Source organism: Corynebacterium sp. (assembly GCF_030532965.1).
Taxonomy (GTDB): Bacteria; Actinomycetota; Actinomycetes; order Mycobacteriales; family Mycobacteriaceae; genus Corynebacterium.
On record NZ_JAUNKC010000031.1, the window covers coordinates 1 to 12,531 of the forward strand.

Here is a 12,531-nt window from a genome sequence, read left to right on the forward strand (position 1 = left end):
TGAAGTACCAGATGTGGGTCACCGGCGCGGCCAGCTCAATGTGGCCCATGCGCTCACGACGCACCTTGGACTTGGTCACCTCAACGCCGCAGCGTTCACAGATGATGCCCTTGTAGCGGACGCGCTTGTACTTACCGCAGGCACATTCCCAGTCGCGGGTTGGACCGAAAATACGCTCACAGAATAGACCGTCCTTCTCGGGCTTGAGGGTACGGTAGTTGATGGTCTCCGGCTTCTTGACCTCACCCTTGGACCAACGGCGGATGTCGTCGGCAGTGGCCAGGCCGATGCGGAGCTCTTCGAAGAAGTTGACGTCGAGCACGTAACTCCCTTTCACCCCCACAAGATGTTAAGGGGGATCGTAGTAATTCTTTACTGATTTACGTTTCCGCCTACCACGCTGCCGAGCGATTCGGCAGCGAGCAGACCTGGCACGTTAGGCGATGTCGGCGTCGGAACGCTCGTCGCGGCTTAAGTTAATGCCCATGGAGGCACCAGCCTGGTCGAATTCATCGTCATCGGAACCGGACAGTTCCATTGGGGTGCCGTCCGCCGAGAGAACCTCGACGTTCAGGCACAGGGACTGAAGTTCCTTGAGCAGAACCTTGAAGGACTCAGGGATACCTGGGTCTGGGATGTTCTCGCCCTTGACGATCGCCTCGTAAACCTTCACACGACCAACCACGTCGTCGGACTTGATGGTCAGAAGCTCCTGGAGGGTGTATGCGGCACCGTAGGCCTGCATAGCCCACACTTCCATTTCGCCGAAGCGCTGGCCACCGAACTGTGCCTTACCACCCAGCGGCTGCTGGGTAATCATGGAGTACGGGCCGGTGGAACGAGCGTGAATCTTCTCGTCTACCAGGTGGTGCAGCTTCAGGATGTACATGTAGCCGACCGATACTGGGTACGGGAACGGTTCGCCGGAGCGGCCGTCGAAAAGCTGTGCTTTACCGTCGGCATTGACCATGACGTCGCCGTCGCGGTTCGGCCGGGAATTAGCCAGCAGGCCAGCCAATTCCTCATTGGAAGCACCGTCGAACACTGGCGTTGCGGTGAGCGAACCAGCAGGAACGTCGTAGAGATCCTCAGGCAGCGTCTTAAGCAGCTCTGCATTTGCTGGATCTTCGGTGTCGATCTTCCAACCTGCGGCAGCCAACCAACCAAGGTGAACTTCCAGCACCTGGCCGATGTTCATACGACGCGGCACACCGTGGGTGTTCAAGATGATGTCAACCGGGGTGCCATCCGGCAGGAACGGCATGTCTTCCTGCGGCAGAATCTTACCCACGACACCCTTGTTGCCGTGGCGACCAGCGAGCTTATCGCCGTCCTGGATCTTACGCTTCTGGGCAACATAAACCCGGATCATTTCGTTCACGCCTGGGGCGAGATCGTCGTCGTCCTCGCGGGAGAACTGACGAACGCCGATGACCTTACCGGTTTCACCGTGCGGCACCTTCATGGAGGTATCGCGGACTTCGCGAGCCTTCTCACCGAAGATGGCGCGCAGTAGACGCTCTTCTGGGGTCAGCTCGGTTTCACCCTTAGGCGTGACCTTACCCACCAGGATGTCGCCGTCACGGACGTCGGCACCGATGCGGACGATACCGCGCTCGTCGAGATCCTTAAGCACGTCTTCCGACACGTTCGGGATTTCGCGGGTGATTTCTTCCGCACCCAGCTTGGTGTCGCGGGCATCGATCTCGTGCTCCTCGATGTGGATCGAGGTGAGAATATCCTGTTCCACCAGACGCTGGTTCAGAATGATCGCGTCCTCGTAGTTGTGGCCTTCCCACGGCATGAACGCAACCAAGAGGTTGCGGCCCAACGCCATTTCACCGTTGTGGGTACCCGGACCGTCGGCGATAACCTGGCCTTCTTCCACCCGGTCGCCAATGTCGACCAGTGGCTTCTGGTTGTAGGAGGTGCCTTGGTTGGTGCGCTCGAACTTACGCAGCATGTAGGTGTCACGAACGCCGTCGTCGCCCATGACGGTGATGTAATCAGCGCAGACGGTTTCCACGGCGCCGGCCTTCTTGCTGATGATCAAGTCACCAGCGTCGTAAGCGGCGCGCAGCTCCATACCGGTACCCACCAGTGGCGCTTCGGAACGAACCAGCGGCACAGCCTGACGCTGCATGTTCGCGCCCATCAACGCACGGTTAGCGTCGTCGTGCTCAAGGAACGGAATCATTGCGGTAGCAACAGACACCATCTGACGTGGCGAAACGTCCATGTAGTCGATGTCCTTACCGGACACAACCTGGATGTCACCCTTCTTCAGACGTACCGTCACCCGATCTTCGGTGATAACACCGTTCTCGTCGAACTTGGTATTCGCCTGAGCAACCACATAGCGGTCTTCCTCATCTGCGGTGAGGTAATCCACCTGGTCGGTGACGACACCGTCGACGACCTTGCGGTAGGGGGTTTCGATGAAGCCGAAGGAGTTCACCCGCGCATAGGATGCGAGCGAACCGATCAGACCGATGTTCGGACCTTCGGGGGTCTCAATCGGGCACATGCGGCCGTAGTGGGAGGCGTGGACGTCACGGACCTCAATGCCGGCGCGTTCACGGGACAGACCACCCGGACCCAGCGCGGAGAGACGACGCTTGTGGGTCAGACCGGAAAGCGAGTTGTTCAAATCCATGAACTGCGACAGCTGGGAGGTTCCGAAGAACTCGCGGATAGCAGCCGAGACTGGGCGCACGTTGATCAGGGAGGTTGGGGTGATCGATTCCGCATCCTGAATGGTCATGCGTTCCCGAACCACCCGCTCCATACGGGACAGACCAACCCGCACCTGGTTCTGGATCAATTCGCCAACGGTACGCAACCGGCGGTTACCGAAGTGGTCGATATCGTCGGTTTCCACCGGGATAACCTCGCCGGTTGGGGCGGTCATGGAGGTTTCACCTGCATGCAGACGCACCAAGTACTCGATGGTGGTCGCGATGTCCTCGTCGGTGAGGGTCATCAAACCCTCGTTGTCTCCGCCCAGACCCAATTTGCGGTTGATCTTGTAGCGACCCACCTTAGCCAGGTCGTAGCGCTTCGCCTTGAAGAAGGAGTTATCCAGCAAAGACTGCGCAAGGTCACGGGTTGGCTGCTCGCCTGGCCGCTGCTTGCGGTAGATTTCCAACAACGCTTCGTCGGTGTTGGAAACGCCATCAGATTCCAGAGTGGACATCATGATTTCGGAGAAACCGAAACGTTCGACGATCTGGTCGGTGGTCCAGCCCAATGCCTTCAGCAAGACGGTCACTGGCTGACGACGTTTGCGGTCGATACGGACACCGACGGTGTCGCGCTTGTCCACGTCGAATTCCAACCACGCACCACGCGACGGAATAACCTTCACGGAATGCAGGGGGCGTTCGGTGGATTTATCAATCGTCTGGTCGAAATACACGCCAGGCGAACGAACCAGCTGGGAGACGACGACACGCTCGGTGCCGTTAACGATGAACGTTCCCTTGTCGGTCATCATTGGGAAATCGCCAATGAATACCGTCTGGGATTTAATCTCCTGGGTATCGTTGTTGATGAACTCAGCGGTCACGTACAGCGGCGCAGAGTAGTTGATGTCCTTGTCCTTGCACTCGTCGATGGAGTTCTTCATCTCCTCGAACCGTGGTTCGGACAACGACAGGGACATGTTGCCGGAGTAGTCCTGAATTGGGCTTAGTTCTTCGAGGATGTCCTCGAGACCGGACGTGACGCGCACGCCCTCACCCAATTCCGCTTGCCGACGAGCACGCCATTCCGGCGAACCAATCAGCCAAGCGAAAGATTCCAGCTGAATATCAAGTAGACCTGGGACCTCGATGGGTGAATTAATCTTTGCGAACGACTTACGTTCGGGAGCCCCAGGGATAACGGCCTTGGTCTGGCGGGAGACTGCCAAGATGGGTCCTTCCAGCACCTCGCGCGGATGGTGGCCCCGCAATATTGACCACCAAACCGCTGGTAAATGAGCATTTCGGTCTGCAAGGGAATCATCCGTACCCACATAGCACTAAAAAACCTTGTCAAACCGGGTTTTTACCCGTCACTGAGCAAGGTCGTGATTTTGTGGTGCGGAGGGATTCCAGCGCAAAGAGCTATCTTATAGTCTTTCAACGCGAATGTAAAGGCCGGTGTTGCGCATTTACCTGACGGTGTGTTAAAGCTCCGGCTCGCTTGGTTGGCCCGCCAGATTCTCCACACCGATGATGTGGCCGTATGAAGTTAGAACAAGGTGGTCACCCACTTGGCAAACACCATAGCAGCATCTTCCCATTTAGCAACTCACGCAACGGCCTTGTGCGGAAAATTCGCAGTTCAATCGCTTAAAAACTATTCCATCATTTCTTGAATTTCATTGACTTTGCGGTGCCGCCTGCGAATCCGGAACGCCCCGGCCAATCCGATCAGGGTTAATAATCCCCCAACCCCAAGCACCGCCCAGTTAATGGCGCGGACGACACTCCCGTCCGAAATGTGCGATGCCTGCTCCAGAAGCGCCGCGGACTGTTCATCGGACACGGAACCGGAAAACAGGTGGGCGTCGGCAAGCTTGCCGCCCTGCTCATCGCCGTAATAATCGATGATGTCTTCGTCAACATCAACCACCATGCCGCTGATCTGGTCCACATAAAAATCGCGGGTTCCAGAATGGTACAGATCCGCCGCCACCGTTTTCAGCTCCGGTTCACCAGGTGGCGCTGCACCTTCTTCGGGCGGGTTCTCCCCCTCCGGCGCGTCGGGTGTCGCTTCGTCGGCAGGCGGCTGCAGGCTATCCGGGGCGAGTTCCTCACCGGGCTGGATTTCCTCTTGGTGTGGGCCGACGAATTCCGCCGGGATTTCGATGGGGATCGTGGTAAAGAAATTCCGGTAGTTCTGCGCCACGTTCGTAGGCTCAATTTCCTGGTGATAGCGGTAAATGGTGCGCCCGTCGCGCTGAATCGCTTCCTGGAAAACCGCAGGTGTGGTACGTCGCAGGGTGGAGTCGAATACTTCGTAGGTGGTTTGCTCCGCGTTGCTGGGGAATTTCACCCAATAGCCGGAGAACTCTACGGTTTGCGGCGGGGTTGCAGGGACGTCGATAAATTTCAACGGCGACGTATTAAGACCCGTGGTGCGGGCAAAGCTATAGGTCCACACCGAGGCTTCCACCAACCGGTCTATGTCGGATTGTTCCTCCGGCACTTGAATACCCGGCGCGCCGCGTAGTAGCGACACCCCCACCCGGGCGGTTGCTAAATCCGAATCTACCGGCGGCAGGATCTCCACATGGTATTGCTTCGTCATCGGTCCGGTATAGGTGCTGCCGTCGCCGGGCATCCGTTGGGTCGCGGTGTCATCGACCAAGGTCACCGTGGTTTGAGTGAGCGCAAGCGGCATCCGGGCGTCGTTGGGAACAACATATGGATATACCACGCCCCACGCGATCAAGGCGAAGCCAAGGCCAATGATTATGGCGGATGCAATTCGGGTCTTAGGCAGCATGACAACCAATTCTAACCGCTTTGTCTGCCGCAACCGGCGCAAAGGAAGACACCGCGGTTACGGGGACTATTCGGCGAAGCCTTCGCTCCTTAAAAATCCTGGTATATCTATCTCGCCGCCGAGGTTAAGGAAGGAATAGACGATCATTTCTTCCTCACTGATTTCATGTACTACGTAAAATAGCTGCGGCATTTCGAGGATTTTTATATTATTGCCTGGTTTTATCGTCACCCCAAGGTCAGCTTGTGGTTTCGTTTCCGCTGCTTGGCGTACTTCCGCCACGGCTTCTTTGCCTTCCACCAGGTGGAAAACTGTCAGCCCGTATTTGGTCGGCACAACCGAACATGCGATTTTGTCTTTAACGGACACTTCCAGTGAGTATTTAAGTTCCTCCGTGAACAGGCACACCGGCATTTCTTTATCAGTAAACGACGGGACTTTGTCGGCCCATTTTTCCGGAATTGGAATTATTTTGCCGTCGGCCACAGGTGATGCGGGATCGACATCGGGGCTGGGTATGTTCGGGAAGGTAGGTGCTTCGACGCTTATCGACGGCACCGCCACCGTCGGCACTTCAATCGACGCTTTCGACGCGGCTTTCGTGGATTCAGAATCCGAGTCTGCGATGAAATACGTGATAACCGAGATGACAGTGATCAGCACGATTGCCAGCAGAATCTGCTGCCATGCCTTGAGCTTAATCACTGGTTCGGTGGACGCCACCGCCCCGGAACCAGGCGCGGCACCGGCGAATTGGTGCGGGGTTTGCTGCCCACCGGCGTAGTGTCCGCCAAAGTGTCCCGGGGGTTGCTGTCCACCCGGCTGCTGAACACCAGGCTGTTGGCCGCCACCCATGTGGCCTGGTCCGGCTTGCGAGTTCGGTGCCCCAGCCATAGCTGGTTGCCCCGAGCGCGCTGGTGGTATCGGAAGATCGTCGGGGCCGCGGTGATCTTCAGGTACCGGGTTGTAGGAGGATAGTTGTTCCCGCGGTGGCAGGTTGCGATCGGGGCCGAAGTATTGCGGATCGTAGGTCATGTCATTACCACCACTTCTTATTTACCAAGATTCCGGACAATCGATCATGCATTTCTTCCGCAGTGGGGTCCTCCGGAAGTTCCCGATGCACGGCGAGCCAGTCTTCAAAAATGTCGGAGACGGTGCGTTCCGGTCGCCAGGATTCTGGTGGTTCTAATTGATAGAGCGCAAGCCAACTAAGCGCGTGGTGGAGCCGTTTGACCCCCCGCACCCCCAACCCGAAGATGGAAATCTCGGCGTCGAAGACTTTCAGTACCAGGGTTAAGTCGGGAGCTTCGACGAGATCCCAGCCGGTAATCATGTCGACGTTGATTTCTTGCAATTGACCCGGTCCGGTACCGAGCAGAATGCGCCGGTTGGTCACTCCCACCAAGGAATGGAACCCGGGTGAGGTGGTGTCGGCTAGTTCCAATACAAATTCTCCCGGTTGCAGGACGGATTCAATATCGCGCGCAACGTGGAGCGCGGTTTCGGGGTAGGTGGTTTTATCCGCACCGGCTCGTTCATAAGCCATCTGCACCGACATATCGGAGAAGAGTTGTTCCATAGATTAAGAAGATAGCATTATCAGCATTGATGCTTGAGGAGATTGCAGAATATTTTCCGAGATTTTCATTTTTTCTAAAAACTTCGCCCACCTTGGTGTTTGATCTGTGTATGGTTAATAAGCATGCACGCTACTGTCACGGTATTGCCTTTTACTACCAATAAATCATCGAGCTTCAAGTGGTCGTCGAAGAATCCCGATCCCGATATGGTTCGCGCGGGTTCCTATGCTTATATGTATCGTGACGTTTTTCCGATCCGGCCGGCTGTGGATGCCCCCGCCAAGAAGCAAGGCGGGTTGATTCGGGGCGAGTTGGCTAACGGCCTCAAAGAAATGTGGAACGTGGAGAACGAGGAACAGGTGCGCACCACCTGTGAGAACTTGCTTTCCAACGCCTTTGGTTACCCCATGTTCGATGCGATCATTGCGCCTTCGGAACGTCTGCTCAGCGTTAAACAAAACGCCGCCAATCCCTTGGATTTCCACCGCATGGTGGACGAATACACCATGTTTTTACGCGGGTTAATGTATTATAACCATTACGATCCGGATCAGGCAGCAAAGGCATTTCAGATTTGGATCGAGCGGTTTATTCACCCAGAGTTTCAAAAGATTGCACCCAAGGAAATCCCATCGACGCTGCGTGCTTGGGACCTTCTGCGGGTTGAGGCGGTTGCGGGCAATGGTGTGCGGGCGGGGCTGATCGCCCCTGAATTAGGCGCGGAATATGCGCACCGGGCGGTGCGGGAATTACAGCGCACCTTTGCCACCTGGCATCAGGTTGCGTTGAGTTATTGGTGGGGGCGGGCGATGTGGCTGTCGGATGAGCCTTTCGATGCCGAACAGCACTTGATCCACAACGATTGTCTAACCCGGTTGCTGGTTGCGCCGGATTCGCCGTGGGTACGGGTGCCGTTGCGGCCGTAACGTCTACGGTTTTATGCTTGTCGACGCAGGCCCGGGCGTCGACAAGCGATTAACGGCTGCGCACCGCGTACACGATGGCGGCGCGACCACCCCGGCAGTCGTAGCCTTCCTCCGCCATTTTCTGGCAGGTCATGGTGTAGGTTTGTCGCGTAACCGGGCTAAAGACGGTGAGTTTCACGGATTCTTCTTTCGGATCCGGCTTGGCCTCGATCAACGCCGCCCCGACATTGGTGACGAATTCATCGCTGGTGGTGGCGTTTCCGGAATAGACCTCATATTTCCCGTCGCTGGTGTCGGCAACGTACCTGGCGTCTTCTGGTGGGAAATCTATCAACGGTTTCGGTTCGGACGTTGGCGCGGCTGACGATGACGTTGGTTCCTGGCTGGTCGTTTCCGCGCTCGACTCGGCGGTCTCACTAGCAGCAACCTCGTCGGCGCTTGTCGACGCTGCAGCGGAGCTGGCTGTCGCTGCCCCACCCCGCCCCAATAGCGTCGACCCGACGATACCTGCCCCGATGATGGCTAACAGCAATAGGACAAATAGTGTTGCAATCATCCCGGCAAGAACGAAGGAATTTTTGCTCATCCGTGGTTGTAATTGCCACCCCATATGAAGTTATCCTCCATTCAATTCCATCTCCCTATCCCTAACCACTGTACCGGCATTACGCCCGATAAATGGCGAGTTCGCGCATAGAAATTGCGCACATTGCGGGCCGCGATGCAATCGAAGGCGTGCTGGTAGCAAAACTTAAGCATAAAAAATCCCCACCGAAGTGCGTATGTACTTCGGTGGGGATAGGAAACTTCGCGTAAGAAGGTCTTACTTGAGGGTAACCTTAGCGCCAGCTTCTTCCAGCTTAGCCTTAGCAGCCTCAGCGTCGTCCTTGGAAGCGCCTTCCAGAACAGCCTTAGGAGCGGACTCAACGAGCTCCTTAGCTTCCTTCAGACCCAGGCCGGAAACGATCTCGCGGACAGCCTTAATAACGCCGATCTTCTTAGCGCCAGCGTCCTCGATGACGACGTCGAACTCGTCCTTCTCTTCCTCAGCTGGAGCAGCAGCACCGCCACCAGCAACTGCAACAGCAGCAACTGGAGCAGCAGCGGTAACCTCGAAGACCTCTTCGAATTCCTTAACGAACTCGGAAAGCTCGATGAGGGTCATCTCCTTGAAAGCTTCGATTAGCTCGTCCTTGGTGAGCTTAGCCATGATGGTTTTCCTTTCGGTATGTGGACCTGGGCGAACCCAGATCCGAACAAGTGTTGTGTTTTATTGCCAAAGGCTGCAGCGGTTGCGGCCTTTATGCTTCCTTCTTCTCTTGGAGCGCAGCGGCAAGGCGTGCGACCTGGGAAGCAGGAGCGTTGAATAGGCCTGCGGCCTTTGCCAAGTTGCCCTTCATGGCGCCTGCCAGCTTCGCAAGAGTGGTCTCGCGGTTGTCCAGCTCGGCGATGGCGTTGACCTGATCTGCGCTCAGGGCGTTGCCGTCCATGTAGCCACCCTTGACGATGAAAGCCTTGTTTTCAGAAGCGAACTTCTTCATAGCCTTCGCAGCGTCAACAGCTTCGCCTTGGATGAAAGCGACAGCGGTTGGGCCGACAAGCAGCTCGTCGAGGCCTTCGATGCCAGCTTCTTTAGCAGCCAGCTTCAGCAGGGTGTTCTTGGCGACGGAGTACTGGACATCAGCACCGAGGGACTTACGCAGTTCGGTGGTCTGAGCAACGCTTAGGCCACGGTACTCGGTGAGCACGAATGCGTCGGTCTCTGCAAAACGCTGTTTCAGGTCTGCAAGAGATGCGCTGTTCTTCGGGTTTGCCATTACTTCGCCTCCTTCCTCATTAACAGTTATAAGGTTTAATCCGCCGAGGCTTTCATGACAAAAGCCCCGTGCAAGAGCACAGGGCACAACACTCACAAATGGAGGATGAACTCTAAAGTGACTCCTGCGTGGGCCGTTCCACTTTCATGGAAACCTTCGAGCCATATGTGGCTGACCGACGGTCTTCGGTGAAACTTGAGTAAATGTGGCGGCTAAGCGCCTCAATTTTTCAAACTTCGCGATGAACACTATCAGCTACTGCTCGTTCCGCCAAATCGACGCCGCTCGTCCGAAACTGGGGGATTCGTATAGTAATTAGGTGACGACTTCGCATTTCCGCATCCGAGCTGCACGGACACTATGTACATTTTTGTCCGCTGAGCGAACATTTTTTACTTTCCATAACCACTTTTGCCTGATTGAGTGAATGTAATGCATGACATTAATCACACAACTCGATATGAGAAAGGGGTTTACAGCAGTTATGTTCGGACTTCCCGATTTTACATTCGTCGTCATAGTGGGTGTCTGCCTCGTGTGGGTGCTATACACGCTCGTGTTCTGGATCGTCAGTAAAAATTGGCATTTAGCTGACGAGACCGAGGGGCAGTGATCACCATGAATATCGCACTGTTCTTCCTCATCATTTATTTCATCGCGATGGCGGGCATTGGCATCTGGACGATGAAGCGTTCCTCCAACGACTCCGAGAGCTACCTATTGGGCGACCGATCCATCGGCCCCGCGGTTACCGCCCTGCGCCTGCAATCGTCTTCCATGTCTGGCTACATGTTCCTAGGCGCGGGTTCCTTGGCCTACACCCAGGGCTACTACAGCATGTGGTACGCCCTCGGCGATATCGGCGGCGGCATTATCAACTTAAGCGTTCTAGGCAGAAGGATGCGCAAACTGTCGCAGAAGCTCGGTTCGCTGACCTCCATTGAATATTTGGAGCACCGGTACCAAAGCAAATGGGTTCGGCTGATCGCCGCGCCGGTGGCATTGGGATGCCTATTCCTTTATGTTCTTTCGCAATTTGTGGCGGGTGGTTCTGGGCTCGCGTCGGTCACCGGTTTCGGCTTCAAAGTGTCGCTTTTGATAGCCGTCGGCGTCATCGTCTTATACACCTTCCTCGGCGGGTACTTGGCGGTTGCATACACCGACTTCATCCAGGCCATCATCATGCTGATTGGCATGCTGTGGATTTTCATCGCCACCTTGCAATACATCGGCGGCTTTACCGCTGGCAATGAGGCTGTCGGTGAGATCAATCCGAACCTGCTAACCATGTGGGGTGCCGATCTTAGCTTCCAGGGACAATGGGGCGTGATAATCGGGGCGTTATTGTTATTCTCCATCGGATACATGGGATGGCCGCACGTGGTGGTCAGCCACATGGCGATGAAGAAACCGTCGGTCGCCCGCACCGCTGGCGTATATGCCACCATTTTTAACCTGCTGTTTATCCCAGCCCCGTATATCATCGGCATTTTCGCCCTGCTTATTCTGCCGAGTTTGGACGACCCGCAACAAGCAATCTTCGAGGTTGCCAAAACCGTCCTGCCCACCTTCGCGGTCGGTATCGTCATGGCGGCCGTTATGGCAGCCATCATGTCCACCGCCGATGCCCTGTTACTACAGGCCTCCACCATCGCCGCCAAGGACATCTTCGGGCGATTCATCATCAAGGACATGAACGAGCGGCAGATGGTGTGGATTTCGAGGGGTGCCGTTCTCCTTCTGTCCTCGGGTGGAATCGTTCTGGCATTCTGGCAACCACCTGCGGTGTTCGGCCTGGTGGTGTTCGCCACCTCGATTCTCGGCAGTGCGTTCGTTCCTGCCTATGTCTGTGCCGTGTGGTGGAAGAAAGCTAATGCCGTCGGCGCTATCGCGTCGATCCTGGCCGGAACGGTTGTAGTAATTTTCTGGCAGCAAGCTGGACTGAGCGACAGCACCGGGCTGGATCCACTACTGGTTGGTTTGACCGCTTCTACCCTGGCGATGGTCATTGGCTCCCTAGCTACCCAAGCCACGCACCCGGTGTCGGAGGAAATCCGTGCCGCCATTGATGACGCGGCCAAAGTCACTCCGGCTTCTTATAAGCTCGACAAAGACACCGACCCGACGCTGGCCCATCAATTCCCGCCCGCCTAAAACCAAGAAGAACCGATGCACACCCCACCGCTTAACTCCGCGTGCCTTGAGACATTGATTACGCAACAAACCGCAATCGATACTGCGGCGGCAACGCTTAAACGCGCACTGCCGCGCGCCGATTCGGGGCGGCTGGTGGGGGCGTCGAAAAGCTACTTTCCGCTTCTTGGTTTAGCCTTTCAGATCACTAGCATTTCCGGCCCGGCGCGCCGGTTCGCCGACAACGCGGTGTATGTGACGGTGGATCGGTGTTCCGGTACGCCGATCATCACCTCACGGTGGCCATTGAGCTCTGCGGCTGGCACCCCTATCGGTGCTGTTGATTGTTCGCAATTGGAGTTTCGGGTTGATATCCTCACGGCGATCGACACAGCGCGTCATGCCGTGACGGCCAGCCTGATGCGGCGGTTGAAGTTGGCGGCCACCTTTGATTTGGAGCTAGCCGAGTGTATCTGGCCGCTGTGGAAGCCTAATTGGCATATTCGGTTTTCTACTCATGATGTTTTGGTGGATGCGATCACCGGCAATTCCTCGGTGCGCCCCAGTTAGCCGCTG

General features: G+C 56.2%; 11 protein-coding genes. 3 read left to right on the top strand and 8 right to left on the bottom strand.

All coding sequences use genetic code 11. From position 1 onward, the window contains the following. The 5 genes from Q4D85_RS12085 to Q4D85_RS12105 all read right to left on the bottom strand — a co-directional run. The coding region (locus tag Q4D85_RS12085) for a hypothetical protein (RefSeq protein ID WP_303200741.1) at nt 1-322 on the bottom strand (322 nt) is incomplete at its 3' end. Between the two features lie 114 nt (nt 323-436). Continuing rightward, a complete protein-coding gene (locus Q4D85_RS12090) occupies nt 437-3,931 on the bottom strand; it encodes a DNA-directed RNA polymerase subunit beta (protein ID WP_303200742.1) in 3,495 nt (1,164 codons plus the stop codon). 413 nt (nt 3,932-4,344) lie between these two features. Further along, entirely contained in the window at nt 4,345-5,496 is a 1,152-nt protein-coding gene (locus Q4D85_RS12095) for a DUF3068 domain-containing protein (protein WP_303200743.1), read from the bottom strand. A 66-nt stretch (nt 5,497-5,562) separates the two neighbouring features. Next, on the bottom strand, nt 5,563-6,531 hold the full coding sequence (locus tag Q4D85_RS12100) for a hypothetical protein (RefSeq protein WP_303200746.1): 969 nt from the start codon (nt 6,529-6,531) through the stop codon (nt 5,563-5,565). A gap of 4 nt (nt 6,532-6,535) precedes the next feature. After that, nucleotides 6,536-7,078, bottom strand: coding sequence for a hypothetical protein (locus Q4D85_RS12105; RefSeq protein WP_303200748.1), 543 nt, complete (start codon nt 7,076-7,078; stop codon nt 6,536-6,538). A 123-nt stretch (nt 7,079-7,201) separates the two neighbouring features. Here Q4D85_RS12105 and Q4D85_RS12110 point away from each other — a divergent pair, with 123 nt between their 5' ends. Beyond that, a complete protein-coding gene (locus Q4D85_RS12110; protein ID WP_303200749.1) occupies nt 7,202-8,005 on the top strand; it encodes a DUF1266 domain-containing protein in 804 nt (267 codons plus the stop codon). Between the two features lie 49 nt (nt 8,006-8,054). Here Q4D85_RS12110 and Q4D85_RS12115 read toward each other — a convergent pair whose 3' ends face one another. From Q4D85_RS12115 to rplJ, 3 genes are all read right to left on the bottom strand, one after another. Then, nucleotides 8,055-8,615 (bottom strand): hypothetical protein, encoded by a 561-nt coding sequence (locus Q4D85_RS12115; protein WP_303200751.1) that lies wholly within the window; start codon nt 8,613-8,615, stop codon nt 8,055-8,057. Between the two features lie 213 nt (nt 8,616-8,828). Beyond that, nucleotides 8,829-9,215, bottom strand: coding sequence for a 50S ribosomal protein L7/L12 (gene rplL / locus Q4D85_RS12120; protein WP_047261101.1), 387 nt, complete (start codon nt 9,213-9,215; stop codon nt 8,829-8,831). A gap of 91 nt (nt 9,216-9,306) precedes the next feature. Next, a complete protein-coding gene (gene rplJ / locus Q4D85_RS12125; protein ID WP_303200754.1) occupies nt 9,307-9,822 on the bottom strand; it encodes a 50S ribosomal protein L10 in 516 nt (171 codons plus the stop codon). Nucleotides 9,823-10,440: 618 nt separating this feature from the next. Between rplJ and Q4D85_RS12130 the strand changes: the two genes are divergently transcribed. Together Q4D85_RS12130 and Q4D85_RS12135 are read left to right on the top strand one after the other, a co-directional pair. After that, nucleotides 10,441-11,976, top strand: coding sequence for a sodium/proline symporter (locus Q4D85_RS12130; RefSeq protein WP_303200756.1), 1,536 nt, complete (start codon nt 10,441-10,443; stop codon nt 11,974-11,976). 15 nt (nt 11,977-11,991) lie between these two features. Beyond that, the gene (locus Q4D85_RS12135) at nt 11,992-12,525 is read left to right on the top strand and encodes a hypothetical protein (protein ID WP_303200760.1); all 534 of its coding nucleotides are present in this window, start codon (nt 11,992-11,994) and stop codon (nt 12,523-12,525) included. Nucleotides 12,526-12,531 lie beyond the last annotated feature (6 nt).

Excerpts from the sequence above, each read along its gene's own strand:
- Q4D85_RS12095 (WP_303200743.1), bottom strand. The coding sequence starts at position 5,496 with ATGCTGCCTAAGACCCGAATTGCATCCGCCATAATCATTGGCCTTGGC.
- Q4D85_RS12100 (WP_303200746.1), bottom strand. The coding sequence starts at position 6,531 with ATGACCTACGATCCGCAATACTTCGGCCCCGATCGCAACCTGCCACCG.
- Q4D85_RS12105 (WP_303200748.1), bottom strand. The coding sequence starts at position 7,078 with ATGGAACAACTCTTCTCCGATATGTCGGTGCAGATGGCTTATGAACGA.
- Q4D85_RS12110 (WP_303200749.1), top strand. The coding sequence starts at position 7,202 with ATGCACGCTACTGTCACGGTATTGCCTTTTACTACCAATAAATCATCG.
- Q4D85_RS12115 (WP_303200751.1), bottom strand. The coding sequence starts at position 8,615 with ATGGGGTGGCAATTACAACCACGGATGAGCAAAAATTCCTTCGTTCTT.
- rplL (WP_047261101.1), bottom strand. The coding sequence starts at position 9,215 with ATGGCTAAGCTCACCAAGGACGAGCTAATCGAAGCTTTCAAGGAGATG.
- rplJ (WP_303200754.1), bottom strand. The coding sequence starts at position 9,822 with ATGGCAAACCCGAAGAACAGCGCATCTCTTGCAGACCTGAAACAGCGT.
- Q4D85_RS12130 (WP_303200756.1), top strand. The coding sequence starts at position 10,441 with ATGAATATCGCACTGTTCTTCCTCATCATTTATTTCATCGCGATGGCG.
- Q4D85_RS12135 (WP_303200760.1), top strand. The coding sequence starts at position 11,992 with ATGCACACCCCACCGCTTAACTCCGCGTGCCTTGAGACATTGATTACG.